The 26,422-nt window shown below is 68.5% G+C and carries 26 protein-coding genes; 11 read left to right on the plus strand and 15 right to left on the minus strand.

From position 1 onward, the window contains the following. Nucleotides 1–12: 12 nt before the first annotated feature. Nucleotides 13–1,137 carry a Gfo/Idh/MocA family oxidoreductase gene (locus tag Q0907_RS01640; RefSeq protein WP_299340895.1) on the plus strand — a complete coding sequence of 375 codons (1,125 nt, stop codon included), beginning with the start codon at nt 13–15 and terminating at the stop codon, nt 1,135–1,137. Nucleotides 1,138–1,143: 6 nt separating this feature from the next. Here the strand turns inward: Q0907_RS01640 and Q0907_RS01645 are convergent, their stop codons facing one another. From Q0907_RS01645 to Q0907_RS01670, 6 genes are all read right to left on the minus strand, one after another. Continuing rightward, a complete protein-coding gene (locus Q0907_RS01645) occupies nt 1,144–1,866 on the minus strand; it encodes a hypothetical protein (RefSeq protein WP_296278207.1) in 723 nt (240 codons plus the stop codon). Between the two features lie 72 nt (nt 1,867–1,938). Continuing rightward, complete coding sequence (locus Q0907_RS01650) at nt 1,939–2,871, minus strand: SMP-30/gluconolactonase/LRE family protein (protein WP_299340898.1); 933 nt, start codon at nt 2,869–2,871, stop codon at nt 1,939–1,941. Nucleotides 2,872–2,908: 37 nt separating this feature from the next. After that, nucleotides 2,909–3,961: a 23S rRNA (cytidine(2498)-2'-O)-methyltransferase RlmM gene (rlmM, locus tag Q0907_RS01655; protein WP_299340900.1), complete on the minus strand. Its 1,053-nt coding sequence runs from the start codon at nt 3,959–3,961 to the stop codon at nt 2,909–2,911. Nucleotides 3,962–4,054: 93 nt separating this feature from the next. Further along, complete coding sequence (locus Q0907_RS01660; RefSeq protein ID WP_299340902.1) at nt 4,055–4,615, minus strand: nucleoside deaminase; 561 nt, start codon at nt 4,613–4,615, stop codon at nt 4,055–4,057. After that, nucleotides 4,615–5,034 carry a hypothetical protein gene (locus Q0907_RS01665; RefSeq protein WP_299340905.1) on the minus strand — a complete coding sequence of 140 codons (420 nt, stop codon included), beginning with the start codon at nt 5,032–5,034 and terminating at the stop codon, nt 4,615–4,617. Before Q0907_RS01665 ends, Q0907_RS01660 begins: the two co-directional genes overlap by 1 nt. A 76-nt stretch (nt 5,035–5,110) precedes the next feature. Continuing rightward, nucleotides 5,111–6,868: a glutamine--tRNA ligase/YqeY domain fusion protein gene (locus tag Q0907_RS01670; protein WP_299340907.1), complete on the minus strand. Its 1,758-nt coding sequence runs from the start codon at nt 6,866–6,868 to the stop codon at nt 5,111–5,113. 90 nt (nt 6,869–6,958) lie between these two features. Between Q0907_RS01670 and Q0907_RS01675 the strand changes: the two genes are divergently transcribed. Genes Q0907_RS01675 through msrA form a run of 3 tightly spaced genes read left to right on the plus strand, consistent with a single transcriptional unit; the run spans nt 6,959 to nt 8,616 of the window. Then, on the plus strand, nt 6,959–7,627 hold the full coding sequence (locus Q0907_RS01675) for a glutathione S-transferase family protein (RefSeq protein WP_299340909.1): 669 nt from the start codon (nt 6,959–6,961) through the stop codon (nt 7,625–7,627). Between the two features lie 38 nt (nt 7,628–7,665). Beyond that, complete coding sequence (locus Q0907_RS01680; RefSeq protein WP_296278214.1) at nt 7,666–7,935, plus strand: DUF2007 domain-containing protein; 270 nt, start codon at nt 7,666–7,668, stop codon at nt 7,933–7,935. Between the two features lie 30 nt (nt 7,936–7,965). After that, nucleotides 7,966–8,616, plus strand: a complete 651-nt coding sequence (gene msrA / locus Q0907_RS01685) for a peptide-methionine (S)-S-oxide reductase MsrA (protein ID WP_299340912.1) — start codon at nt 7,966–7,968, stop codon at nt 8,614–8,616. A gap of 93 nt (nt 8,617–8,709) precedes the next feature. On the opposite strand, the gene Q0907_RS01690 is transcribed toward msrA, so the two are convergent. The 6 genes from Q0907_RS01690 to ahpC form a co-directional block, all read right to left on the minus strand. Next, nucleotides 8,710–9,351, minus strand: coding sequence for a hypothetical protein (locus Q0907_RS01690; RefSeq protein ID WP_299340914.1), 642 nt, complete (start codon nt 9,349–9,351; stop codon nt 8,710–8,712). Continuing rightward, nucleotides 9,348–10,313 carry a transaldolase gene (locus Q0907_RS01695; RefSeq protein WP_299340917.1) on the minus strand — a complete coding sequence of 322 codons (966 nt, stop codon included), beginning with the start codon at nt 10,311–10,313 and terminating at the stop codon, nt 9,348–9,350. Before Q0907_RS01695 ends, Q0907_RS01690 begins: the two co-directional genes overlap by 4 nt. A gap of 360 nt (nt 10,314–10,673) precedes the next feature. After that, complete coding sequence (gene rnk, locus Q0907_RS01700) at nt 10,674–11,114, minus strand: nucleoside diphosphate kinase regulator (RefSeq protein ID WP_299340920.1); 441 nt, start codon at nt 11,112–11,114, stop codon at nt 10,674–10,676. 112 nt (nt 11,115–11,226) lie between these two features. Continuing rightward, nucleotides 11,227–12,186 (minus strand): DNA-binding transcriptional regulator OxyR, encoded by a 960-nt coding sequence (gene oxyR / locus Q0907_RS01705; protein ID WP_299340923.1) that lies wholly within the window; start codon nt 12,184–12,186, stop codon nt 11,227–11,229. Nucleotides 12,187–12,256: 70 nt separating this feature from the next. Next, nucleotides 12,257–13,843, minus strand: coding sequence for an alkyl hydroperoxide reductase subunit F (gene ahpF, locus Q0907_RS01710; RefSeq protein ID WP_299340926.1), 1,587 nt, complete (start codon nt 13,841–13,843; stop codon nt 12,257–12,259). Between the two features lie 239 nt (nt 13,844–14,082). Then, entirely contained in the window at nt 14,083–14,646 is a 564-nt protein-coding gene (ahpC, locus tag Q0907_RS01715; protein WP_142125842.1) for an alkyl hydroperoxide reductase subunit C, read from the minus strand. Nucleotides 14,647–15,006: 360 nt separating this feature from the next. On the opposite strand from ahpC, the gene prmC reads away from it, so the two are divergent. From prmC to Q0907_RS01735, 4 genes are all read left to right on the plus strand, one after another. Continuing rightward, on the plus strand, nt 15,007–15,876 hold the full coding sequence (gene prmC, locus Q0907_RS01720) for a peptide chain release factor N(5)-glutamine methyltransferase (RefSeq protein WP_299340929.1): 870 nt from the start codon (nt 15,007–15,009) through the stop codon (nt 15,874–15,876). Nucleotides 15,877–15,906: 30 nt separating this feature from the next. Further along, nucleotides 15,907–16,848 carry a prolyl aminopeptidase gene (gene pip, locus Q0907_RS01725; protein ID WP_299340931.1) on the plus strand — a complete coding sequence of 314 codons (942 nt, stop codon included), beginning with the start codon at nt 15,907–15,909 and terminating at the stop codon, nt 16,846–16,848. Nucleotides 16,849–16,877: 29 nt separating this feature from the next. Next, nucleotides 16,878–17,777: a dienelactone hydrolase family protein gene (locus Q0907_RS01730; protein WP_296282066.1), complete on the plus strand. Its 900-nt coding sequence runs from the start codon at nt 16,878–16,880 to the stop codon at nt 17,775–17,777. A 105-nt stretch (nt 17,778–17,882) separates the two neighbouring features. After that, nucleotides 17,883–18,311, plus strand: coding sequence for a DUF4019 domain-containing protein (locus tag Q0907_RS01735; protein WP_296282064.1), 429 nt, complete (start codon nt 17,883–17,885; stop codon nt 18,309–18,311). Between the two features lie 3 nt (nt 18,312–18,314). On the opposite strand, the gene Q0907_RS01740 is transcribed toward Q0907_RS01735, so the two are convergent. From Q0907_RS01740 to Q0907_RS01750, 3 genes are read right to left on the minus strand one after another with little or no spacing between them, the layout of a single operon-like run. Continuing rightward, nucleotides 18,315–18,881 carry an NUDIX hydrolase gene (locus Q0907_RS01740; protein ID WP_296282062.1) on the minus strand — a complete coding sequence of 189 codons (567 nt, stop codon included), beginning with the start codon at nt 18,879–18,881 and terminating at the stop codon, nt 18,315–18,317. A 40-nt stretch (nt 18,882–18,921) separates the two neighbouring features. Continuing rightward, complete coding sequence (locus Q0907_RS01745; protein ID WP_296282060.1) at nt 18,922–19,842, minus strand: 5'-3' exonuclease H3TH domain-containing protein; 921 nt, start codon at nt 19,840–19,842, stop codon at nt 18,922–18,924. Continuing rightward, entirely contained in the window at nt 19,835–20,416 is a 582-nt protein-coding gene (locus Q0907_RS01750) for a nitroreductase (RefSeq protein WP_296282058.1), read from the minus strand. The genes Q0907_RS01745 and Q0907_RS01750 overlap by 8 nt, the downstream gene beginning before the upstream one ends. Nucleotides 20,417–20,556: 140 nt before the next feature. Here Q0907_RS01750 and Q0907_RS01755 point away from each other — a divergent pair, with 140 nt between their 5' ends. The 3 genes from Q0907_RS01755 (at nt 20,557) to Q0907_RS01765 (ending at nt 26,419) form a co-directional block, all read left to right on the plus strand. Continuing rightward, the gene (locus Q0907_RS01755) at nt 20,557–22,725 is read left to right on the plus strand and encodes a DUF1631 family protein (RefSeq protein WP_299340936.1); all 2,169 of its coding nucleotides are present in this window, start codon (nt 20,557–20,559) and stop codon (nt 22,723–22,725) included. A 188-nt stretch (nt 22,726–22,913) separates the two neighbouring features. Then, nucleotides 22,914–25,241, plus strand: a complete 2,328-nt coding sequence (locus tag Q0907_RS01760) for a DUF1631 domain-containing protein (protein WP_296282055.1) — start codon at nt 22,914–22,916, stop codon at nt 25,239–25,241. A gap of 74 nt (nt 25,242–25,315) precedes the next feature. After that, nucleotides 25,316–26,419 (plus strand): NAD(P) transhydrogenase subunit alpha, encoded by a 1,104-nt coding sequence (locus tag Q0907_RS01765; protein ID WP_296282052.1) that lies wholly within the window; start codon nt 25,316–25,318, stop codon nt 26,417–26,419. Nucleotides 26,420–26,422 lie beyond the last annotated feature (3 nt).

The raw sequence follows: 26,422 nt of genomic DNA on the forward strand, positions 1-26,422 counted from the left end.
AGGCTGGCCGCGATGAGTATCGAACGTTCCTCGCCCGATGTATTCCGTCGGCGGCTGCTCGGTGCGCTCGGCGCGGCGGGCATGGCCGGCGTCCTGCCCCGCGTGAGCGCGACGGCCAGGCGCCCGCTGGGCGTCGCCCTGGTCGGTCTCGGCTATTACAGCCGAGACCTCCTGGCCCCGGCGCTGAAGATGACGAGGCATTGCCGGCTGGCCGGCATCGTGACCGGCACGCCGGACAAGGCGGCGGAATGGCAGCGCCGACATGGCATTCCCGACCGCAACGTCTACGACTACGGCGGTTTCGACCGCATCGCCGACAACCCCGACATCGACGTGGTCTATGTCGTGCTGCCCAACCACCTGCACAAGCCGTTCACCCTGCGGTCCGCGGCGGCCGGCAAGCATGTCTGGTGCGAGAAGCCGATGGCGATGGATGCCGCGGAGGCGCGCGCGATGATCGAGGCATGCCGGCACCAGCGGGTGCAACTGGCGATCGGTTACCGCATGCAACACGAGCCCAATACGCAGGCCGTCATGGCCTTGGCGCACTCGCGACCCTTCGGCCGCCTGCAGCGCATCCGCGCAGAGGCCGGATTCCGCGGATTCGACGACGCCGGCGGCGATCCGTGGCGGCTGGATGCGGCGCGGGGCGGCGGCGCCATGTACGACATGGGGGTCTACGCGCTCAACGCCGCGCGCTACACCACCGGCGCCGAGCCGGTCGCGGTCACCGCCACGGCGTCGGTGCAGCGCCCGGAGATCTTCCGCGGCGTCGACGAGACGATGCAGTTCCGGCTGGAGTTTCCCGACGGCATCGTGGCCGATGGCGAGACCAGCTTTGGCCGCAATCTCAATCTATTGCGCGCCGAGTGCGCGAACGGGTGGTACGAACTGTCGCCGTTCCAGGCCTACGAAGGCGTGCGCGGCGAGGCCAGCGACGGCCGCCGTTTCGATATCGCGGTCGGTGCCACGCCTGCGCAGCAGGCGAGGCAGATGGATGCCGATGCGCTGGCCATCCTGGAGCGGCGTGCGCCGCGGGTTCCTGGCGAGGAGGGCTGGCGCGACATGCAGGTACTCGATGCGATCTTCGCGTCCGCGCGCGCGGGTGGGAAACGCGTGGAGATCGCCGCGGGTTGAGTACGATCAGCCCGGAATGAACGGGAAGACGATCTTCAGCAGTCCTTTCAGGCCGCCTTCTGCGGTGCTGGCCACGGCCTTGGCGCCCAGGCTGTTGAGCGCGTTGCGCGCATCCTGCCAGCGCAGCTTGGTGACGTCCTTCTTCAGCAGGTCCGCGACCTCTTCCGAGGTGGGTGTGAGCGCCCTCAAGGCCTCGGTGACCGCGGCCGGATCGGGCTGCAGGTAACCCCAGCGCTCGGCGATGGCCAGCAGCGTATCGAAGCGCACGGCCACGACCTCCCGATTGCGCTCGTAGACCGGCAATGCTCCGACATCGAGGATGGCCTGTTCGAACTGCTGGTGGTCGTCCGGGTGTTCGACGCGGATGGCGAGGAAGCCGTCCTTGCGGCTGCGCTCGCTGACATGCTTGGCGCCCGACTTCAGGTTCGTTTCGGTCAACGCGCTGGCGACGATGCGCTGCAGCGCGGCGTCGCGTTCTTCCGGCACCAGGGCGCGCCAGCGGGCGTACCCATCGCGGCGCAGCGCCTTGATCTTGGCCGGCGTGACCCGCAGCTTGCCGGCGACGGTGAAATTGGATTCGTCCCGGCCGATGGCGCCGTCGCGCTCCAGCAACACGAAGATCAACAACTCCAGGTCGCGCTTGGTCAGCGACTGGAAGCCCTGCAGCAGGGTCAGGCGCAGGAACTCGGTGCCGAAACCGGCAGGGTCCTTGAGTTCGATGGGCAGCATGGTCGGTCTCCGTGTCAGGGAGGCATCTTGCCACGCGGGCATGTCACTGCCTGAGACCGCGGCGGCACCCCGTCACAGCCCGGTTTCGCGACCGGGAAACTCGGCGCGGAAGGCTTCGATCGCGCCGCGATCCTGCAGGGTGACGTAGACAGTGCGACCGTCCGGACCGCCGAAGGCCACGTTGGTCGGCTTCCGTCCTTTCAACGTCACCTCGCGCACTCGCCTGCCATCGGGCGACACCATCGCGACCACGCCGGCGCCGTAGCGTGCGATGTACAGGTTGCCGCGCACGTCGGTCCGCATGCCGTCCAGGCCGTGGTCGGAGAATGCGATCAGCAGGCGCTTGCCGGACATCGCGCCGCTGCCGTCCAGGTCATAGGCCCATACGCGGCGCTGCACGCTCTCGTTGACGTACAGCACATCGCCCTTCGGCCCGACTTCCACGCCATTGGTGGTGCCCATGCCGGTTTCCAGCAGCGTCGCCTCGCCATGGGGCAGGATGCGCCACAACTGGCCGGTAGCGCCGCGCCAGTCAGGATCGCTGGCGTAGAACATGCCGTTGGGCGCGAACGCGATGTCGTTGGGCTGATGTGCGCCCGGCAGCGTCGCGAACACGCCGATCGATCGGTCGCGCGGATCGATGCGCAGGATCCGGTGGCCGGTGTAGTCGGCGACGTACATGAAGCCGTCGGCATCGAAGCGGATGCCGTTGCCGGTGCTGCCCTCGGGAAGCGTCATGAACAGGTCTGCGCGGCCTTTGCCATGGCCGTCGAAGGTCACCCGGCCGATCGTGCCGTCGCGGCCATAGCTCACGGCATACAGCGCGCCATCGGGGCCGAACGCTGGCCCTTCGATCCCCGCGCTGAAGACACCGTCGCCGATGACATCGCGCGCGACGTACAGCGTTTCGTTGGCGGCGCTGCGGGCTCCCTGCACGTGCGCGCAGCCGGCGAGCGAGGCGACGAGCCCCAGGGCAATGATGCGGGTCGAGGCAGGTGACGTCATCCGTTTCCCTTGGTGGCGCGCAGCGCGTCTGCAGGTGTCAGCCGGGCGTGGCGAAGACGGTGATCTCTTCGCGGTCGTGGTAGAGCTGGCGCGCGCGCACCTCGAGCGGACGCCCAGCCTGGTCCGCGAACAGGTCCAGGCACAGTCGGGTCTCGTCCCAGCGTTTCTTCATCGGCAGCTTGAGGTTGAACACCGCATGCCGGCACCAGCCTTCACGGAACCACTGCGCCATGCGCTCGGCCACGCGGCGCGGCTGCTCGACCATGTCGCAGACCATCCAGTCCAGCGGCTGGGCGGGTTTCCAGTGGAAGCCGTCGGCACGCAGGTGCTCGACCAGTCCGGTGGCCAACACGTGATCGCGCAGCGGACCGTTGTCGACGCTGGTCACGCGCAGGTGGTGCCGGGTCAGCACCCACGTCCAGCCGCCGGGTGCGGCCCCCAGGTCGGCCGCGGTCATGCCCGGTTGCAGCAAGGCATCGCGCTGTCGCTCGTCGAGCAGCGACAGGAAGGCTTCCTCCAGCTTCAGCGCCGAGCGCGAGGGCGCATCGGGCAGCAACTTCAGGCGCGGGATGCCGAGCGGCCACGGCGCGCTGTCGCGTGCGTCGGCAACGCACAGGAACAGGTGGTCGCCCTGCACGAATACCACGTGCAGGCGCGGCAGGCGGGCGTCGTCCTTTTCGCTGAGGAATCCGGCCTTGCGCAACGCCGGGCGCAACGCATTGCCGAAACTGCGCGCCAACCCCGCCAGCGGCTTGGCGCTGTCGGAATCCGGATGCTCGACCCACAGGTCGCCAAAGCGTCCGCTGCCGGCCAGCGCGGCAAGCAGGGGCGTGATGCGGTCTTTCGGATCGATGCCGCGCAGTTCGGCGAGCAGACGCAGCTTCTGCCGGGCGAAGATCAGGTCGCGCCAGCGCAGCGCACGGTCCAGCGCCTGCGCCTGTTCGCAGACGTACACCACATGGCCGTCGTTGCGCTGCGCGCGCGCATACCCGGCGAACCCGGCCAGCGCGGCGCGCTCGGTCAGTTCGGCAGCGAGTTCGGGTTCGAATCCCTGGCGGCAAAAGGCCAGCAGGCCGGTCGTCGATGACATGGCGCGGTCGCGTGAAGCGGAGGGTGGCGGCTCCTGCCGCAGGCACAGGTTACAGGAGAAGCGCCGGTCGATGGCTTCTCCTGCCGCGCCAGGTCAGTACGTGTCGCCGCCCTGTTCGCCGTAACGCTTCAGCACGGCACGCGCGTCGTCCCGGCGCAGGTCGCGGACCACCTCGATGCCGCGCTTGTTGAGCTCGCCGATCCAGTCCGCCGGCAGCGGGCCTTCGTCGAACTCGGTCAGTTCCATCACGTCCTCGGCGCGCGCGCCGATCAGCAGGCGGTCGATGCCCGCCCATACCGTGGCGCCATAGCACTGGCAGCAGGGTTGCGACGACGTCGCCAGCACCACCGGCGCGACAAGGTCGTTGAGGCGCGGCGTCTGCAGGCGTTGCTGCGCCAGCATGTAGGCCATGTTCTCTGCGTGCGCCAGCGAGCAGGTATGCGGCATCACGCGGTTTACGCCCAGGGAGATGACGCGATGGTCGGGGCCGAACACCACGGCGCCGAACGGGCCGCCAGTGCTGGCGTCCACGTTGCGGCGCGACAGGTCGATGGCCAGCGCGACCTTCTCTTCGTCGCTCGCGAACGTCGCGGCGGGATCGACCAGGTCGTGGGTCCAGGCGGGCAGGGTCAGGTGGATCTGTTGGTAGAGCATTACTGGGTCGGCAATTTCGAGGAGGAGGAGTCGGATTCGCAGCGGCCGCTCACGCACTGGCACGCGGTCACGTCGGCGAAGCCGCAGACGCTCATGCGGCCGCTCGCAGCGCATTGGGCCTGGACGCCCTGCGGGTCGGTGGGGCTGTCCTTGTTGACGCAGGCCGGCATGGCGCCGCAGCAGTTGCCCACGTTCTTGACCGCACAGTCGGCGCTGGTCCGGCAGGCGTATTCCACGGTGATGGCGCCCGCTTCGCGCGGTGGCAGGTTGCCACCGGTCGGCTTGGGCGCCGGCGCCGATGCGGGGGGCGGATCGGTCGCCACGCCATCGGAGGACGCCGGCGCCGCACAGCCTGACAGCGCGAACAGGAACAGGCACGACAGCATGGCAGGCAACAGGCGCAGCGCGATGCGGGACATGGCGGACTCCTTCCTCGGTGGTGGTGCGCGCCAGCCTGCCTTTCGCCGCTTCAAGACGCGGTGAAAGAGGCCGGCCTCAGGCCTTGGTCGCCCAGGTGTCGCGCAGGGTGACGCTGCGGTTGAACACGGGACGCTCCGGCGTGTGGTCGTAGCGGTCGGCGACGAAGTAGCCGATACGCTCGAACTGGAACGACTGCTCGGGCGCCGCGCTGGCCGCGGCGGGCTCCACGTAGCCGGTCACCGTGCGGCGCGATTCCGGATTCATGTAGTCGCGGTAGGTCTTGCCTTCCGACTCGTCATCCGGATTGGGCACGGTGAACAGCCGATCGTAGAGACGAATGTCGGCGGCGACCGCATGCTTCGCGCTGACCCAGTGGATGGTGCCCTTGATCTTGCGTTCGGCGCCTGCCATGCCCGGGCGCGATTCCGGGTCCAGCCAGCCGCGCAGCTCGACGATCTCGCCGGCGTCGTTCTTGATCACTTCATCGCAGCGCACGATGCCGGCGCCACGCAGGCGCACTTCGCCGCCCGTGGTGAGGCGCTTGAAGCCCTTCGGCGGGACTTCCTCGAAATCCTCGCGCTCGATCCACAGCTCGCGCGAGAACGGCACGCTGCGCTGGCCGAACGACTCGTCCTTGGGATGGTTGGAGAACGTCAGCGCTTCCTCGTGGCCGTCCGGCAGGTTCGCCAGCACCAGTTTCACCGGATCGATGATCGCCATGCGGCGCGGCGCGGCGGCATCCAGGTCTTCGCGCAACGCACCCTCAAGGATGGAGATGTCCAGCAGCGAGTTCTGCTTGCTGATGCCCACGCGGTCCACCATCAGGCGCAGTGCCGCCGGCGTGTAGCCGCGTCGACGGATGCCCTGCAGCGTGGGCATGCGCGGGTCGTCCCAGCCATCCACCAGCTTGTCTTCCACCATCGCGAGCAGCTTGCGCTTGCTCATCACCAGGTAGTTGAAGTTCAGGCGCGAGAACTCGATCTGGCGCGGCTTGCTCGCTTCCTTCGGCAGGCCCTTCGCCAGCAGCGGCGCGACCAGGTCCGGCGAGCCGGCCAGGTCCACCTTGTCCACGCACCAGTCGTACAACGGACGGTGGTCTTCGAACTCCAGCGTGCACAGCGAATGAGTGATGCCTTCCACCGCGTCGCTCAGCGAGTGGGCGTAGTCGTACATCGGATAGATCGGCCAGTCGTTGCCGGTGTTCTGGTGTTCGACGTGCTTGATGCGGTACAGCGCCGGGTCGCGCAGGTTGATGTTGCCGCTCCCCATGTCGATCTTCGCGCGCAGCGTGCGTGCGCCGTCCGGGAACTCGCCCGCGCGCATGCGGCGGAACAGGTCCAGGTTCTCTTCGACGCTGCGGTCGCGGTAGGGCGAGTTGCGGCCGGGCTCGGTCAGCGTGCCGCGGTATGCACGCACTTCGTCCGCGCTCAGGTCGCAGACGAAGGCGTCGCCCTGGCGGATCAGCTTCTCGGCGGCCAGGTACAACACCTCGAAGTAATCCGAGGCGTGGCGCAGGTCGTGCCAGTCGAAGCCCAGCCAGCGCACGTCGTCCTGGATGGCGCGGACGTACTCGGGGTCTTCCTTGGCGGGGTTGGTATCGTCCAGGCGCAGGTTGCAGACGCCTCCGAACTCGGCGGCGATGCCGAAGTCCAGGCAGATCGCCTTGGCGTGGCCGATGTGCAGGTAACCGTTGGGCTCGGGCGGGAAACGCGTCTTCACCGAGGCATGGCGACCGCTGGCCAGGTCCTCGCGCACGATCTGGCGGATGAAGTCCCGCTTTTCCGGGGCGGCATCGTCAGACAGGGGGGCGGAGGGGGCAGCGGTATCGGACATCGGGGCGGGAGGCGTGGAAAAACGCCAGTTTAGCCGGTCTGGCGCCCGGGCTGGTCTATCCTGAACAGCCATCGCGCACCCGGTCCCCGCATGAGCCTTCCGACGCTCGTCATCGGCAACAAGAACTACTCCTCCTGGTCGCTGCGCCCGTGGCTGCTGCTGCGGCACTTCGGCGTGGCATTCGATGAGGTCCGTCTTCTGCTGGACACGCCGGGCTTCGCCGACGCGGTCCGCCGGCATTCGCCGACCGGCAAGGTGCCCGCCCTGCAGGATGGCGACGTGCAGGTATGGGATTCATTGGCGATCTGCGAGTACGCGAACGAGCGTTGGCTCGAGGGCCGGGGCTGGCCAGCGGACCTCGCGGCACGCGCGCTGGCCCGCGCCGCGGCGGCGGAGATGCATTCGGGCTTCGTCGCACTGCGCACGCAGCTGCCGATGAACAGTCGGCGCGTACCCGATGCGTACCGCTGGGATGCCGCCGCCCAACGCGACATCGACCGCGTGCAGGCACTGTGGCGCCAGCTTCGCGAGGCGCACAGCCGGAACGGCGTGTTCCTGTGTGGCGACTTCGGCATCGTCGACGCGATGTACGCGCCGGTGGCGATCCGCTTCGACGGCTACGGCGTGCAGGTGGACGCTGGCGCGCGCGCGTACATGGACGCGCTGTTCGCGCTGCCGGCCGTGCGGGAATGGCGCGAGGCGGCCGCGGCGGAAACTGAATCGGTCGCGGCCACCGATGCGGTGCGCGCGCCCCTGTAGCGGACGCCCGGTGTAGGCTGGCGTCGGAGGACACATCCATGCGCGTGGTCTACCTGGCCGACAACCTGTTCGATGCCCACTTGGTTAAGCACGCGTTGGAGGAGGCGGCGATCCCGGCCTTCGTCTTCGGCGAGTCGTTGCTGGGCGGCATGGGCGAACTGCCCCTGTTCGGCGTGCTGCGGGTCTGCGTGCCCGACACGGCGTTGCCGCAGGCCGAGGACGTGGTGAAGGCGCTGGGGCTGGATTCGCGTGGCGATGGCCCCATATCGGAAGGCGATGAAGAAGGTCTGGGCATCCTGCCCGCCTGATCCGCTTTCCGCCGACACGAGAGGTTCGCCATGCTGGGTATCGGAGCCTACAAGCAGCGCATGCCGCGCGCGGAAGACATGCTGCCGGGTCGCAGCACGCCGCTGCCGCTGCACAACGCGCATTTCGTCAACGGACACCCCCTGCGCGATGCGTTCGAGGGCCTGCAGCAGGTCGAGTTCGGACTGGGCTGTTTCTGGGGCGCGGAGCGCAAGTTCTGGAACGTGCCCGGTGTATACAGCACGTCGGTCGGATACGCCGGCGGCGGTACGCCCAACGCGACCTACGAGGAAGTCTGCTCCGGCCAGACCGGCCACAACGAAGTGGTGAGAGTGGTCTACGACCCGGCACAGGTGTCGTTCGAGCGTCTGCTGCAGGTGTTCTGGGAGAGCCACGACCCCACCCAGGGAATGCGCCAGGGCAACGACGTCGGGACGCAGTACCGATCGGGCATCCATTGCCATACACCGGAGCAGAAGGCGACCGCCGAAGCGAGCCTCCGGGCCTACCAGCAGCAGTTGAAGGCGGCTGGCTACGGCGACATCACCACCGAGGTCGTGTATCCGGCACCGCCGTTCTACTACGCCGAGGACTATCACCAGCAGTACCTGGCCAAGAACCCGAATGGCTACTGCGGCCTGGGCGGTACGGGTGTGAGCTGTCCGATCGGGCTGGACGCCTGAGTAACGCGGTCGTGGGAGCGACGCAAGTCGCGAATCCGTCCGAGCTTGCCCTGGCAGTTCGCGACTTGCGTCGCTCCCACGAGCGCTCTTTTCCTACAGTCGGGTGATGCCACACACGTAGACGACTTCGCAGGCTCCGCCGCCGGTGTCGTCGCGGCGGGTGGAACTGCGCCAGCGCCAGCCATCGGACGCGTTCGCTTCCACCAGCCAGCCATCGATCCGCACGCGCTCGCCCTGGCGAACGCCCGCGAGCATTCGCGCCACGGCATCGTTGCCCGGGATCATGTGCATGTTGGCGCTGCTGCTCGCGATTTCTTGCGGCGGCAGCGGCGCCTGGTCGCTCCAGCGATAGCGGTACCAGCGCGAGGACTGGCTGATGTCCAGCGCGTCGATCACCACATCTTCGGTCATGCGTGCCCACCCCAGCGCGAGGTCGGTCGGCGACAGGTCCGACTCGCGGCCGCTGCGGTAGTCCTCGCGGGACAGGACGCGGGCTTCCACGCTGAAGCCGGCGAGCGGCGTCAGCGTGGCGGCATCCAGCGCGAACGGCGCAAGGCTGTCCGGCACATCCGTCTGCAAGGGCGGCTCGCCCGATGCCACGCGGGGCGGCAACGGGCAGGCCAAGGCGATGTCGCCCGGCGCAGCAGGCGCCCGTGGACCTTCCCGCTTCTCCGAGAACCACCACCCCGCCAGGCAGGCCAGGATGGCGATCACCAGGAGGGTGCGCAGATTCACGCGGTCAGTTTCTCGCGGATGGTCGTGCGCAGTGCAGCCAGGTCCTTGGCGAAGGCGTCGATGCCGGTGGCGAGCTTTTCCTTCGCCATCGGATCGGCCTCGATCGCGGCGGCGAAGCTGTCGGCCGTCACCGGCGCCGCAGCGCCCGCCTCGGCGGACGTCGGTGACAGCTTGCGCGGCAGGTCGCCGTGCTCCTGGTCCAGCTTTTCCAGCAGGTCCGGCGAGATGGTCAGGCGGTCGCAACCGGCCAGCGCTTCGATCTGCGCGGTGGAGCGGAACGATGCACCCATCACCACGGTGGGGGAACCACGCCGCTTGAATTCGGCGTAGACGCCTCGCACGAACACCACGCCCGGATCCTCATCGATGTTCGCCGGCGCTTTCCCGTTGGCCACGTACCAGTCGAGGATGCGGCCCACGAACGGCGAGATCAGGAACGCGCCGGCCTCCGCGCAGGCGATCGCCTGGGTGGGGTTGAAGATCAGGGTGAGGTTGCAGTCGATGCCTTCGGCCTGCAGCACGCGTGCGGCTTCCACGCCTTCCCAGGTGGAAGCGACCTTGATCAGGATGCGATCGCGGCCGATGCCCTGGTCGGCGTACATCTGCACGAACTTGCGTGCCTTGGCGATGGTGGCTGCGGTGTCGTAGGCCTGGTCGGCATCGACCTCGGTGGAAACGCGGCCGGGAATCAGGCCGGCGAGCTTCGCGCCGACGCCGACGGTCAGGCGATCGACCACCTCGTCCACCAGCGCTTCGCCGCCACCCTGCGCACGCGCCCAGGCGAGGTGTTCTTCGATCAGGTCGGCGTACACCGGCAGGTCCAGCGCCTTCTTCACCAGCGTGGGATTGGTGGTGCAGTCCACGGGCTTGAGGCGCTTGATGGCGTCGTAATCGCCGGTGTCGGCGACGACGACGGATAGTTCGCGGAGTTGCTGGAGTTTGCTGGGCGTGGCGGAGTTCATGCGGTGGCTCGGCAGGGGAACAGGACGGGGAGGACAAGTATGCCTTGTCGTCCAGCGCGAAGGCTTGTGGTGGAAGGCTGAAATTGGCTTTGTTTTGGCATGGTGCGGCTCCTCGCGGAGAGGGTTTCAAGCCCCTTTCCCTGCGGGAGAGGGGTTGGGGTGAGGGGCAACGGAGTCCGGTTTTTGTTTTCACTTGCGGCTGCAATAGCCGCGAAGGGTTTTGCCTTTGATGGCCTTGTGGGAGAGGCTTTGTGTCGCTGGCACCATCGTCCACCACACATAAAATCGCTGCGAGCCTTGGCGTTGGAGCGTCGCAACATCGGCCGGCGCCACCAGTCTGCATGTCGATCCAGCAAGCAATCAGCGATGCAGGTCGCCACTCGCTTCCGGCTGGTACTCGATCGAGGTGACCCGCAGGCGCAGTGACCGGTTGCCGGCCGCCTGCCAATCGATCGTCTGCCCCACCGATAGCCCCAGCAGCGCGCTGCCGACGGGCGCGAGGACGGAGACCAGGCCGGTCTCGACGTTCGCTTCGTGGGGATATACCAGGGTCAGGCGATGGTGTTCGCCGGTGAGTTCGTCGTCGCACTCCACGCGCGAGTGCATCGTCACCACGTTGTCCGGCATCCGGTCCGGCGTGCGCACGTCGGCGCGGTTCAGTTCGTCCATCAGCGCGAGCGCTGCCGGGTGCCGGCGCAGCACGGGCGTGTCGAGCAGGGCTTCCAGGCGCGACAGATCGCGGCTGGACACGACGAGCGGGGGAAGCGAGGGCGGCAGGCCGCTGGTGCGGGTGTTGTTCATCGGGGTCCTCTGTGGATTTTGGGGTCGCGCAAAAGGAAACGGGCGACGCGTCGCCGCGCCGCCCATCGGAGTCCTGTTTGCCGCCCTACCGTAGCCCGGAAGGTGGCTTGGTTCAAGCCGCGCGCGCGCGCGGCGTGGGGCGTCCGGCCGGCGGTTGCGCGCCGCCCGTATCGGGCTCGAAGAGGCTGGGAGGCAGTTCGCGGAACACGCGCGCCAGCTGCAGCAGGAAATCGCTCATCGCCGAACTCTTCCGCCACACCATCGCGATCTGCCGGCTCGGGTGCGAATCGCTGAAGCCCAACAGGTGGATGTTCTGCGAGCGCGCCACCGGCGGCTTGACCGCCAAGGTCGGCAGCAGGGTGATGCCGACATCCGCGGCGACCATCTGGCGCAGCGTTTCCAGGCTGGTGGCGCGGAACTCCGATTTTTCGTTGGCGCCGGCGAGGCGGCAGACATCCAGCGCCTGCTCGCGCAGGCAATGTCCGTCTTCCAGCAGCAGCAACTGCTGCTGCGACAGTTCGGCCAGCGTCAGGGATTCGCGCTGCGCCAAGGGATGCGATTCCGGCACCGCCAGCACGAAAGGTTCTTCGAACAGGAATTCGGTATGCAGTTGGTCGTCGGTGATCGGCAGCGCCAGCAGGCCGGCATCCAGCTTGCCTTCGCGCAGGCGCGACAGCAGCACATCGCTTTTTTCTTCGACCAGCAGCAACTCCAGGTGCGGGAAACGCGCGCGCAGCTGCGGCACCACGTGCGGCAGCAGGTAGGGTCCCAGCGTCGGAAACAATCCCAGCCGTACCGTGCCGGCTTCCGGGTCCTGGCTGCGGCGCGCCGCTTCCTTCATCTGCTCGACCTCGGCCACGATGCGGCGTGCGCGGTCGGCGGCATCGCGCCCGGCGGGCGTCAGCATGACCTTGCGCGGCGCGCGTTCGACCAGGGGCACGCCCAGTTCGTCTTCCAGCTTCTTGATCTGGGTCGACAGCGTGGGCTGGCTGACGTAGCACGAGGCGGCGGCGCGGCCGAAATGCTTGTGGTCGGCCAGCGCCACCAGGTACTTCAGGTCGCGGAGATTCATGGAACTCCTCCCTCAGGGAACCGCCGTGCGGCGACGCGGCGCGGACCATGGCACGGCCCGCGCCCGCGCATCATGCCGCGACAGCGTCCGGGGTTGCCACCGGGGCCGACGTGCGGATCAGGTGGTCGAAGGCGCTCAGCGCGGCCTTCGAACCTTCGCCCATGGCGATGACGATCTGCTTGTACGGCACGGTGGTGGCGTCGCCGGCCGCGAACACGCCCGGCACGCTGGTCTGGCCGCGGTCGTCGACGACGATCTCGCCGCGCGGGCTCAGCGCGACCACGCCCTTCAGCCACTCGGTGTTCGGCAGCAGGCCGATCTGCACGAAGATGCCTTCCAGTTCGACGCGGTGCGTATCGCCGCCGGTGCGGTCCTTGTAGACCAGGCCGTTGACCTTGTTGCCGTCGCCCAGTACTTCCGTCGTCTGTGCGCTGGTGACGATGCGCACGTTCGGCAGGCTGCGGAGCTTGCGCTGCAACACATCGTCGGCACGCAGTTGGCTGTCGAACTCGATCAGGGTCACGTGGGCGACGATGCCGGCCAGGTCGATCGCCGCTTCGACGCCGGAGTTGCCGCCGCCGATCACCGCCACGCGCTTGCCCTTGAACAGCGGACCGTCGCAGTGCGGGCAGTAGGCCACGCCCTTGTTGCGGTACTCGTCCTCGCCGGGCACGTTCATCTGCCGCCAGCGGGCACCGGTGGAGAGGATCAAGGTCTTCGACTTCAGCGAGGCGCCGTTGGCGAGCTGTACCTCAATCAGCCCGTCCTGTCCGGCGGGAACGAGCTTCTCCGCGCGCTGCAGGTTCATCACGTCGACCTGGTAGTCCTTGACGTGCTGCTCCAGCGCAGCGGCGAGCTTCGGGCCTTCGGTATACGGCACGGAAATGAAGTTCTCGATCGCCATCGTGTCCAGCACCTGGCCGCCGAAGCGTTCGGCCGCCACGCCGGTGCGGATGCCCTTGCGCGCAGCGTAAATGGCGGCGGCGGCGCCGGCCGGGCCACCGCCGACGACGAGCACGTCGTAGGGCGCCTTGGCCTTGATCTTCTCGGCATCGCGCTTGCCGGCGTTGGTGTCGAGCTTGGCGACGATTTCTTCCACGCCCATGCGGCCGGCGCCGAACACCTCGCCGTTGAGGAAGATCGTCGGCACCGACATCACTTCGCGCCGCTCGACTTCCTGCTGGAACAGCGCGCCGTCGATGGCGACGTGCTGGATCTTCGGGTTCAGCACCGCCATCAGGTTCAGCGCCTGCACGACGTCCGGGCAGTTCTGGCACGACAGCGAGAAATAGGTTTCGAAGCGGTATTCGCCATCGAGCGAGCGGATCTGTTCGATCACGTCCTGCGCGAGTTTCGACGGATGGCCGCCGACCTGCAGCAGTGCCAGCACCAGCGAGGTGAACTCGTGGCCCATCGGCAGACCGGCGAAGGTCAGGTGGATGTCATGCCCAGGCGAGGTCAGCGAGAACGACGGCGTGCGTTCGCCACCACGCTGCTCGGTAACGGTGATCTTGTCGGAGACATCCTGCAGGTCCTTCAACAACGCCTGCAGCTCGGCGGAGCCGGCGCTGTCGTCAAGCTGCGCGGTGATGTGGATCGGGCGCACGGCCTTTTCCATGTAGGCGGTGAGCTGCGTCTTCAGATTGGCGTCCAGCATGGCGAACGTCTCCGTGGAGGGATTCTGGGAAGAGAACGGGGAGGAGGGGAAGTCAGGCGTTTGCAGGAGCGGCATGCGCCGGGGGGGAGGGAGCCGGTCAGGGAGGAGGGAACCGGCGAGCGGCGCATGCCGCTGCTGCAAACGTCCAAGCCATCCTCCGGGCCTGTGGCCCGGAGGTGGCGTGATGCGGTGTGGCGGCGGCGCATCCGCGTGCGGGAGCGCCGGTACTGCGGTGACGCTTAGATCTTGCCGACCAGGTCCAGCGACGGGGCGATCGTCTGCGCGCCTTCCTTCCACTTGGCCGGGCAGACCTGACCGGGGTTGGCGGCGGTGAACTGCGCGGCCTTCAGCTTGCGCAGGGTTTCCGACACGTCACGGGCGATCTCGTTGCTGTGGATCTCGGCGGTCTTGATGACGCCTTCCGGGTTGATGACGAAGGTGCCGCGCAGGGCCAGGCCTTCTTCCTCGATGTGCACGCCGAACGCGCGGGTCAGCTGGTGGGTCGGGTCGCCGACCAGCGGGAACTGGGCCTTGCCCACCGCCGGGGAGGTTTCGTGCCACACCTTGTGCGAGAAGTGCGTGTCGGTGGTGACGATGTAGACCTCGGCGCCGGCCTTCTGGAACTCGGCGTAGTTGGCGGCGGCGTCTTCCACTTCGGTCGGGCAATTGAAGGTGAAGGCGGCCGGCATGAAGATCAGGACCGACCACTTGCCCTTCAGGGTGCCATCGGTGACTTCGACGAATTCGCCGTTGTGGAAGGCGGTGGTCTTGAACGGCTGGACCGCGGTGTTGATCAGGGACATGGAAGATCCTCGTGAGTGGAGTGGGTGTGGTGAAGCGATGGCGCCATGGTAGGCAGCGACTATTTATATCTCAAATCGATTGATGGAATTGAATAGATAGTCTTTGGCTATCAATAGGTGGGGTCGGCACATGCGTTCAACAAGATCCGAACAAAAACTCAAATTTTTCAGTTACTTATATTGATGGCGATCTGACTGGATCAGGACGCTTCAAGAGCTCCCTTGCCGGCCCACGTCCAAACGAGGCCATTGCCGGCACTGCGAGAAGCCCCGAGCGCTCCATACGCCATTGAGCACCATGATGGTGCGTCGCGGCGATGCGCGAGCGTGGGGGTACCGCCGCCCGGTACCATGCGTGCCATGTCCGCTACCGCATCCCTCCGTCTCGACCACGCCCTGCGCGCCGCCGCGAGCCGACTGGCCGGCCCGGACGCCCGGCACGAAGCCGAGCAACTGCTGCTGCACGTGATCGGCCGCGACCGCGCCTGGCTGTTTGCGCATGGCGACGCCACGCTGGCGGACGCGGACGCCTCGGCGTTCGACGCGCTGCTGGCGCGCCGGATTGCCGGGGAGCCGGTGGCCTACCTGGTCGGGCGTCGCGGCTTCTGGACGCTCGACCTACAGGTGTCGCCTGCGACGCTGATCCCGCGCCCGGAAACCGAACGCCTCGTCGAACTGGCGCTGGAGCGCCTGCCGGCGGACAGGCCGTTGCGCATCGCGGACCTCGGCACCGGCACCGGTGCGATCGCGCTGTCGCTGGCGAGCGAGCGAGCGCAGGCGCAGGTGGTGGCAACCGATGTCAGCGCAGAGGCCCTGGCCGTCGCACGCGCGAACGGCGTGTCGAACGCCATCGCCAACGTCGAATTCCGCCACGGCAGTTGGTGGGCGCCGCTGCAGGGCGAACGCTTCCACCTGGTCGCGAGCAATCCGCCCTACATCGCCGACGGCGACGCGCACCTGGCACAGGGCGACCTGCGCTTCGAGCCTTCGACGGCCCTGTCGTCGGGTGCGGACGGGCTGGAGGCGATCCGCGAGATCGTGGGCGACGCAACGGCGCACCTCATGCCCGGCGGCTGGCTGCTGCTGGAGCACGGGTGGGACCAGGGCGCGGCGATCCGCGCGCTCATGACCGCCGCGGGTTTCATCGACGTGGCCACGGAGACGGACCTGGAGCAGCGGGACCGCGTGACCCTCGGGCGCGTCACGGAAGCGCAGGACGCGAGCCGCTAGACTGTCGCTTTCCTCCAGGACGGGCTGCCCATGCGCACGCTGTACCCCGATATCGAACCCTTCGACACCGGCACGCTGAAGGTCGATGACCGCCATGAGCTGTACTACGAGCAGTGCGGCAACCCGCAGGGCAAGCCGGTGGTGCTGCTGCACGGCGGCCCGGGCGCGGGCTGCAGCCCGAAGATGCGCCGCTTCCACGATCCCGCGAAGTACCGCATCGTGCTGTTCGACCAGCGCGGCTCCGGTCGCTCCACGCCGCATGCGGACCTGGTAGGCAACACCACCTGGGATCTGGTGGCCGACATCGAGAAACTGCGCGACAAGCTCGGCATCGAGCGCTGGCAGGTGTTCGGCGGCAGCTGGGGTTCGACGCTGGCGCTGGCGTACGCCGAAGCGCACCCGCAGCGCGTGACCGAGCTGGTGCTGCGCGGCATCTTCATGCTGCGGCGCTGGGAGCTGGAATGGTTCTACCAGGAAGGCGCGAGCCGTCTGTTCCCCGACGCGTGGGAGCACTACGTCACCGCGATTCCGTCGGTCGAACGCCACGACCTGATCTCGGCGTTCCATCGCCGACTGACCTCCGACGACAAGGCCACGCGCCTGGCGGCGGCGAAGGCGTGGAGCGTGTGGGAAGGCGCGACCAGCTTCCTGCACGTCGATGCGGATTTCGTCAGCGGCCACGAAGAGCCGGAGTTCGCGCTCGCGTTCGCGCGCATCGAAAACCATTACTTCGTGAACGGCGGCTTCTTTGAGGTCGAAGACCAGTTGCTGCGCGACGCATCGCGCATCGCCGACATCCCGGGCGTGATCGTGCATGGCCGCTATGACGTGGTCTGCCCGGTCGCCAACGCGTGGGAGCTGCACAAGGCCTGGCCGAAGGCGAAGCTCGAGATCACGCCGGCGTCCGGTCATTCCGCGTTCGAGGCCGAGAACGTCGACGCGCTGGTGCGCGCGACGGACGCCTTCGCCTGACGGGCCACCGCCGCACCGGAGAGAAGCTCATGGATTCGTCGCGCGCCACCGCTTCCGCCTTCGACCAGCGCCTGCTGGACCTGTACGACGATTACGTCCACGGCCGGATCGACCGGCGCGGCTTCCTGTCGGGTGCGGCCCGGTTCGCCGTCGGCGGTACGACGGCAGCCGCGTTGCTCGCGGCGTTGGCGCCGCAGTACGCGTTCGCTGAGCAGGTGGCCGCGGACGATCCGCGCATCACCACGGTCTACCGCACGTTCCCGGCACCGCAGGGCCATGGCGAAGGACGCGGCTTGCTGGCGATGCCGCGCGAGCCGGGACCGTATCCGGTCGTGCTGGTGGTGCACGAGAACCGCGGACTGAATCGGTACATCGAGGATGTCGCGCGTCGTCTTGCCGTGGCCGGTTTCATCGCGTTCGCGCCGGACGCCCTGTATCCGCTGGGCGGGTATCCCGGCAATGACGACAAGGGTCGTGAGTTGCAGGCCACGCTGGACCGCGCGAAGGTCATGGCCGATCTCGAAGCCGCCGCGCGCTTCGCGCAGGCGCTGCCGCGCGGCAACGGGAAGCTCGGCGTGGTCGGTTTCTGCTTCGGCGGGCTGGTGACCAACGTGCTGGCCGCGCGCCTGCCGGAGCTCGTCGATGCCGGCGTACCGTACTACGGCGGCCAGCCGTCGGCGGAGGAAGCATCGCGCATCCGCGCGCCGCTGCTGCTGCAGTTTGCCGAGCTGGATACGCGCGTCAACGCGGGGTGGCCTACGTACGAACAGCAGCTCAAGGACGCCGGCGTCGCGTACACGGCGCACATGTATCCCGGCGTGAACCACGGGTTCCACAACGACACCACGCCGCGCTACGACGCCGCGGCCGCCGAACTCTCCTGGCAACGGACGCTGGCGTTCTTCCGCAAGCATCTCGCCGGAGCCTAGAGCGACGGCCCCTCAGGGCTGCACGCAGGCTGTCCGGTCGCCGCATCCACCTGCGAACGAGACGGAGGGGTGCCTCGCGGCCGGTCGCGTGGCGGCGACCAGACGATGCGGACGTGCAGGGCGATGGTGGAAGCAGGGCAGGCGGGCGAGGGCAGGATCGGGCTGGAGGATGTCGACATCCCGCGGCTGGGCATGGCGGCGATGCGTTTCATCCAGGCGATCGAACAGGGTCATCACGGCGTGCTGTGGGACGCGGCGTCGGATGCGATCCGGCACTCGATGCCGCGCGATGCCTTCATCCATTCGCTGGCGCACCGGCACGACGTGCTCGGTCGCGGCACCGGGCGCCGCTGGACAGCGGTGCGAGTGGGTCGGCCCGCCACGCGCGCCGACCAGTTGCCGGGGACGTACGCGATGCTGGAATTCGCGGTGTCGTTCGGCGGACGTGGAACGCCGCATCGCGAAGTCATCACGCTGCGCCGCGAGGAAAGCGGCATCTGGCGCCTGGCGGGATACGGCGTCAACGCGACGTAGCGGTCAGCTGCGCGGCGTGCCGTCGAGGGTGTGGTCGATCATCCACAGGCCGGCCCAGAGCTTGGCGTCGAGTTCATAGCCCTCGCCGATCTTCTGCGCCAGCCAGGCGGCTGCCCGCACGCGCGGGATGGCGTGCACCGTGATGTCTTCGTCGCCATCGCCGCCACCTTCGCCGACCCTGCGAAGGCCGGTGGCACGCACGAAGGCGATCCGCTCGCTGCTGCTGCCCGACGAGGTGGGGCCGATCATCAGCACCTCCGCATGGTCGGCGGTCCAGCCGGTTTCTTCCTCCAGCTCGCGCACCGCGGACACCTCGATCGACTCGCCGGCGTGGATGTCGCCGACCAGGCCGGCCGGCATCTCGATCGTGCGCGCCTGCAGCGGCACGCGGAACTGTTCGACGAACAGCACTTCGTCGTCCGGTGTCACCGCGATGATGATGGCCGCCAGTCCGCCTGCGTGCGCGCGCTCCACGTATTCCCAGGTGCCGCGCACCATCATGCGCTGGTACTTGCCCTGCCAGACCACGCTGGCGGGCACCTTTCGCTTGTCGTCGTCGCGTTTGTCCATGCGGCGATGCTATCGGTTGCCGATGACGTTTGACAGACGGTCAGTACGCCGGCGGTTCCAGTCCTGCCGCCACGCGCAGGCGGCGTCGCGTCATCGGGCCGAAGCGCAAGGCATCGGACAGTCCGGCCAGCATGTCGCCGTCCGCCTGGCCGCGCGCATGGCCCGCGCCGATGTCGCCCAGCGGCGCATCCAGCGCGATGGTCGTGAGCTGCCGCCACAGCAGCGCGTGCTCGCGTTGCTCGCGCAGCCGCACGGCCAGCGTGGCGGCACCGCGCAGGCGCAGGAACGCGACCTCGTCCATCCGCGCGAGCAGGGTGTCGAGGTCGCCGAAATGCGCCAGCAGTACCGCGGCCGACTTGGCGCCGATACCGGTGACGCCGGGAATGTTGTCCACCGCATCGCCCGTCAGCGCCAGGTAGTCGGCGATCTGCCGCGCCTCCACGCCATGGCGCGCCTTCACGCCGGCGGCGCCCCAGCGCTGCCCGCGCGCGAAGTCCCACTGCTCGTCGTGTTCCTGCAACAACTGCGACAGATCCTTGTCGGCGGACACGATGACGCCGCGGAATCCCCGTGGCCGCGCTTCGTGGAGCGCACTGCCGATCAGGTCGTCCGCCTCGTACTCGCCATGCGCCAGCACGCTGAGGCCCAGCGCGGCGCACAGTGCCTTGCAGTGGGTGAACTGGCGCCGCAGTTCTTCCGGTGCAGGGTCGCGGTTGGCCTTGTAGGCGGGGTACAGCCGGTTGCGGAAGCAGCTGTCGAGGGCTTCGTCGAAGGCGACGGCGATGTGCGCGGGCCGCTCTTTCTCCAGCAGCTCGAGCAGGAAGCGCGCGAACCCGTGCACGGCATTCGTCGGCCAGCCGTCGGCGTCCTGGAACTCATCCGGCATCGAATGCCAGGCGCGGAACACGTACAGGCTCGCATCCACCAGGTACAGCGGGCGCGGGTGCGACGGATCAGGCATCGGGATTCCAGACGGTCAACAGCGCGGCGGGGTCCGGCCGCTCCCGCTCGGGCGCCAGCAGCCGCGGCGTGCCGATGTGGATGAAGCCCACGATCCTCTCGTCCTGCACGAGCCCCAGCCGCTGCGCCACGTGCGCGTCATAGGCCATCCATCCGGTCAGCCATTGCGCGCCGAAGCCGAACGCCTGCGCGGCCTGCAGCAGGGCGAAGCAGACGCTGCCGGCCGTCAGCAGTTGTTCCTGCTCGGGCACCTTGTGGTCGGGCGTGAGGCGCGCGACGACGGTGACGATGTCCGGGGCGCTGGAAAAACGACTGCGGTCCTTCTCCACCGCCGCATCGGGCGCACCGGGGTCCAGCGCACGGGTGCGCGCCGCCAGCGCATCGCCCAGTGCATGGCGCGCATCGCCGTGAAGATGGATGAAGCGGAACGGCACCAGCTTGCCGTGGTCGGGGACGCGGACCGCGGAGGCCAGCATGCGGAGCAGGGTCGCACGGTCCGGGCCGGGTTCGCCCAATTGCTTGGAAGGTACGGAGCGTCGCGCGTCCAATCCCTGCAACAGACTTTCAGTGAGCATCGAGGCGCCTTATAGTGGGATTCAGTGCACATTAGCGGTGCATGAGTTTAATCGCAGCGGATGCACCACGGTCCGCGCCACGCACGGCTCCTCACTGCAGGACGGGTCGCAGCGGACAACCTGGCCGACCGAACGACGCAATGCCCGCCACGCCACCGCCCCTTCCCACCTCCGGCCACCAGCTCGTCGAGCTGCTGCGCGACGCGATGCAGCCGCCGCTGCAGGCCGCGTTCGCCGATGTGGTGGACGGCCTGCGCCAGCCGATGCTGGATCGCCTGGAACAGAGCGAGGTGGACCGTGGCCCCTATCTCGACGGCCTGCTGGCGCTGCGTGAACGGCGCGAGGCCATCCTGCGCGGATTCCGCGAGGACCTCGACGCGGCATGGCAGGCAGCGGCGACGGGCGATCAGGCACCGGCGCAGTTCGGCACGGAGAAGACCGGCGCCAGCCTGGGCCTGGTGGAGGAGGACGAACTTGATGTCCGCCTGGCCACCGAACATCTCGCGGAGGTGATCGCGCGCGAGTGGCAGTCCGAGCTGTTGCGCCTGAACGGCTACCTGACCTGGCTTGACATGGGGGTGCGGCTGGATCCCGGCCTGGGACCCTATTCGCCGGCGCGCATCGCGATGGCCGCCTACCAGGGATTCGCGCGCGCGGCCTTGCCCGGCAACGTGCGGGCGCTGGCCATGCAGTGCTGCGAGCGCGAACTCGTGGAACTGGTCGGGCCCATCTACGAATCCATGCACGCGCGCCTGGTCCGCAGGCTGGGGGCGCAGGACACCTCGTCTCCTCGCATGCGCCGGGCGCTGGCGATTCCGTCCGCCGGCGACGAGGCGACCAGCGAACCGGACTGGATGACGCGGTTCTTCGTGTCCTGGGACCACGGTGACGCCGAGGCGGCCACCGGCCCGGACGCGACCGCCTCGCTGCCGCCCGCGCTCCACCAGTTGCTGGAAGAATCGCGCCTGCAGCGCGCCCGCAACCAGGGCGTCGCGCGCCCGGCTGAACGCACCTCGCTGTCACAGCGTGAACTGATCGTCGCCCTGACGCTGCTGCAGATCGCGCCCGCCGAGGTGCACGCGGAGATCCTCGCCCGGCCGGACCGACTGCAGGCGGCGTTCAAGCAGCAGATCTTCCTGCAGGCCGCGCAGCTCGGCGTCGCACCCGAGGCCGTGGCGATCTCCGAGGCGGACGAAAACGTCGTCGACCTCGTCGGCATGCTGTTCGAAGTGATCTTCCGGGAAAGCCACCTGACCAGCGAACAGGTCCAGCTTCTGGGCCGGCTGATGGCGCCGATGACCAAGGTCGCGCTGCAGGACCGCAAGCTGTTCCTGCATGCGACCCATCCCGCGCGCCGGCTGCTCAACGTCCTGGTCGAGGCATGTGACGGCAATCCGGGGCAGACCGAGTCGCAGCGCCTGTTGCTGGAGAAGGTCAAGGACACGGTGCAGCGACTGGTCGCGGATTTCGACGAAAGCCAGTCGGTGTTCCGCCTGGCGCGCGCGGAATTCAACGCGTTCTACGCACGCTATCGTGGCGAGGCGGAACAGGTCGAGCAGGCGCTCGCGGCGGAACAGCAGGCCAAGGACGCGGAAGCGGACCTGGTCGCGCGGTTCGCCTCGCAACTCGAAGACCGCCTGCAGCCGCAGGACATCCCGGCCCCGATACGGCGGCTGCTGAAGGAAAGTTGGCCCGCCTATGCCGCGCGCATGGAGGGGCTGGGCAAGCCCAAGGCGGCCCCGATGATGCTGGATGGCCTGCTGCAGGCCGTCGCCGATGCCCACATCCGCGACGATGTGCGCGGCTGGCATGCGGCGATGGACTGGCTGCAACCGATGTGGATGGCCTCGGGGCAGTCGCGGGCCGCCATCGCGATCTTGCGCGAGCGGCTGTTCGATGCACTGGTGACCCCGCAGGCCGCGGCCACCGAGGCGGCCGTCGAACCGCCTGCGCCCGTCGTGCAGGCGCCATTGCTGCCCGGGTTGCTGGAAACCCACGAATGGGTCGAGGGGCTCGAGCATCTCGACCCGGTGATGACGGACTATTTCCAGCACTTGCGCGAAGGCAGCTGGCTGGACTTCGTCGACAAGGATCATCGCGTGCAGGCGGGCCGTCTGAGCTGGATCAGCCCCTTCTCGCGCCGCATGATGTTCGTCAGCCGCTCGGGTTCGCGCATCTGCGTGGCGTCGGTGCAGGAGCTGGTGGTGATGGCGCAGCTGGGCCGCGTGCGCATGCACCGCGACGAGGACGCGTTCTACAGCGCCATGCAGGGCGTGGTCGACCGCCTGGCCGCACCGGCACAGGCTTGATTGTGACAACCTCGCCCCCCATGCAAGCGGCGTGCCGCAACGGTTTTCTGCGCGGCGCCCTGTTGCGCAGCGTCAAACTGCCGATGCCATCACGGTAGTCCGTCAGCCGGATTTCCTACGATGTCGCTGCGGATCCCCGTCCGCATCCCCCCACTCCCTTTCGCCCTCCGGGGCGGGGAACCCTGCGCATGTCGAACGTCCCCAACCTCGCCGACCGCCCCGGGCGCGATACGCGCCTGCTGGAGCAGGCACGCGATGCCGCGATCCCGCCGCTGGTGGATGCGTTCGCGGTCGCGTTGGGGCGTTTCGACGACGCCCTGTTCGACAGGGCGGAACGGGCCGGTCCCTCGCAGATGGCCTTCCTCGACGCCATGCGCGAACTGCGCCGTCGCCGCGAGGACATCATCGGCCGCTTCCGCGGGCAACTGCAGCGGTCGTGGAAGGCCTTCGAGGCCGGGCAGCCGGTGCCGAGCGAGCGGGTGTTCTTGGAGTCGGCGGAAGACACGCTCAGCCTGGTCTCGGAACAGGAACTCGAATCGCGCCTGGCCGTCCGCAATTTCGCCAGCGTGATCATGCGCGACTGCAAGCCGGTGCTTGCGCGGCTTGACCGACGGCTCGGCTGGATCGCCGGCGACATCACGCTGGATGCCGATCTCAACCCGATCGGCCCCGAGCATATCGGCGTGGCCGTGCACCAGGCGTTCGCTGCCTGTGACCTGGCGGCCGATGTCCGGCTGGTGGTGATCAAGCTGTGCGAGCGCGACTTCGTGCCGGCCATCGCCCGCATCTACGCCTCGCTCGACCAGCGCCTGATGCAGGTCGGCGTGATGCCGGAACTGCCTGCGCGCCGCGCGCCGTCGCCCTCGTCCACGGGCGCGCCCGCGCAGGAGTTCGACGCCGTCAACGATGCGGCGGCCGATGGCGAGGACCCCGGGGCGCCGGCGTGGGCCGCGCGCTTCCTCAACCGCATGGCGGGCGTCAGCCGCGGACTGCAGGCCAGCCAGGCCGCGCCGGCTGCGAGCGCATTCGGCGATGTGCCGCCCGGCTACGGCGGGGCCCCCGGTGCCCAGGGCGTGCTGCTGGAAGCCCTGCACCATCTGCTGCAGGAATCACGCCGGGGTCGCGATGCCGGCGATGCGCCGCCACCGCGCGCGGCCGATCCGCGCCAGCGCGACCTGTCGCAGCGCGAAATGCTTTCGGTGCTGTCCCTGCTGCAGGCGTCGCCCAGCGCCACGCTGCGCGCAGCCATCGGCGACACCGGCGAGTCGCTCTCGCAGCGGCTCAAGAACGAAGTGCTCAGCAGCGCCACGCAACTCGGCGTGGATCCGTCGCAGGCGCGCCTCGCACCGGTCGATGAAGATGCCATCGACCTGGTGGGCATGCTGTTCGACGTGATGCTGGACGAGCGCGATCTGGAGGGCCGGCCGCGCGAGCTGATCGGTCGTCTGGTCGTCCCGTTCGTGAAGGTGGCCCTGCTCGACCGTCGCATGTTCGTGCAGAAGACCCATCCCGCACGGCGCCTGCTCAACGTGCTGGCCGAAGCCTGCGAGGGCAACAACGGCGAAAGCGCCGCCGAGCGCACGCTGCTGACCAAGGTCGAGGAAGTCGTCGATCGCCTGGTCGCCGAGTTCAACGAGAATCTCGCGATCTTCCTGACCCTGGAAGAGGAATTCCGCGCCTACCTCGAGCAGCACCGCCGCCGTATCGAGATCGCCGAGCGTCGTGCCGCCGAGATCCAGCGCGGCCAGGAACGCCTGGAAGCCGCGCGTGCGCGCATGACGTCCGAGCTGGACGAGCGCCTCTCGGGCCGGCGCGTGCCGCAGGCCATCGAGGATTTCCTGCGCCAGCCGTGGGCGCACCACGTCACCATGACGGTCCTGCGCGAGGGCGACGAGGGCGACGGCCTGCGCGAAGCACTGGCGCTGGCCGACGGCGTGCTCGAGGAACTGACCGAAGCGCAGCGCCACGTGGTCGGCAAGCCGTGGCTGCAGGCCTGGCGTGCGCAGATGCTGAAGGTGTTCGCCAGCGTCGGCATGAACCAGGATGCGGCCGCCGGCGCGGTGGATGCGCTGCACGACACCCTGCAGGCCGTGGCTGCCGCGCGTCCGGACCTGGAGCGCGCGTTGCCCGAGCTGCCGCAGGTCGTGTTGCCCAAGCCCGTCGTGGAAGAGGAGAGCGCGTCCATCCAGCTGGTCGGCGGGGCGGATACGCTCGATTTCGACCACAGCGATGCGGACCATTTCCGCGGCCTGCCCATCGGTACCTGGCTGGATTTCATCGACAAGGACAACAAGGTGCAGGCGGGCAAGCTGTCGTGGGTCAGCCCGATCTCCTCGCGCCTGCTGTTCGTCAACCGCCGCGGCGTGCGCTTCTGCGTCGCCTCGCCCGAAGAACTCGCGGCGATGGTGCGGTTGGGACGCCTGCGCACCCACCAGAGCGAGGACGCGTTCGACAGCGCCATGCAGGGCGTGATCGAGCGCCTGGAACCGGCGCCGTCGGCCGCCGCCCCGGCGTAAGGGAATCCGCGCCGCGCGGCCTTGCCGCGCTCTGTTAGCATCGCGGCACGGATGACCTAACGACGAGGGGCGCAATGGCGGTCGAAGTTCGGGTACTGAAGGAAGCCGCCGAGGGCGAACGCCGCGTGGCCGCGACGCCGGAAACCGTGCGCAAGCTGATCGCCGCGGGCGCACGGGTGGCCGTGGAGCGCGGAGCGGGCGACGGCGCGGGCTTCATCGACAGCGCCTACGCCGACGCGGGCGCCGAACTCGTGGACGATGCGGGCCGCGCCGGCGCCGACCTGCTGCTGTGCGTGCAACCGCCGTCGGCCGGCGCCATCGAAGGCTTCAAGCGGGGCGCCACGCTGGTCGGCGTACTGCAACCCACTGCCGATCCGGCGCGTGCCGCTGCGCTGCAGGCGAATGGTATCCAGGCATTCCCGCTGGAGCGGTTGCCGCGCACCACGCGTGCGCAGGCGATGGACGTGCTGAGTTCGCAGGCCGGCATGGCCGGCTACAAGGCGGTGCTGATCGCGGCGCAGCTGGCGCCCCGCTTCTTTCCCATGCTGACCACGGCCGCCGGCACCATCCGTCCGTCCAAGGTGCTGATCGTCGGGGCGGGCGTCGCGGGCCTGCAGGGCGTTGCGACCGCCAAGCGCCTGGGTGCGCAGGTCGAAGGGTTCGACGTGCGTCCGGAGACGCGCGAGCAGATCGAATCGCTGGGCGGCAAGTTCCTCGACCTCGGCGTCAGCGCGGCGGGCGAAGGGGGCTATGCGCGGCAACTGACGGACGTAGAGCGCGCGCTGCAGCAACAACGGCTGGCCGAGCACCTCAAGGGCATCGACGTGGTGGTGTGCACGGCCGCCGTCCCCGGGCGTCCGGCACCGAAGATCGTCACCACTGCGATGGTCGACGGCATGAAGCCGGGCAGCGTTATCGTGGACCTGGCGGCCGAGACCGGCGGCAACTGCGAACTGACGCGCCCGGGCGATACCTACGCGCACCACGGCGTGACCATCGCCGGTCCGCTCAACCTCGCCAGCCTGGGTGCGGTGCATGCGAGCGAGATGTACGCCCGCAACATGCTGAACTTCGTCGCCCTGTTCGTCAGGGACGGTGCGCTGCAGTTCGATTGGAGCGATGAATTGCTGGCGAAGACGGTATGGCCGGATCGGCCGGCCACGCAGGCGGCCGCCTGACGC

It is taken from the genome of uncultured Pseudoxanthomonas sp. (genome assembly GCF_947498795.1).
Classification (GTDB): domain Bacteria; phylum Pseudomonadota; class Gammaproteobacteria; order Xanthomonadales; family Xanthomonadaceae; genus Pseudoxanthomonas_A.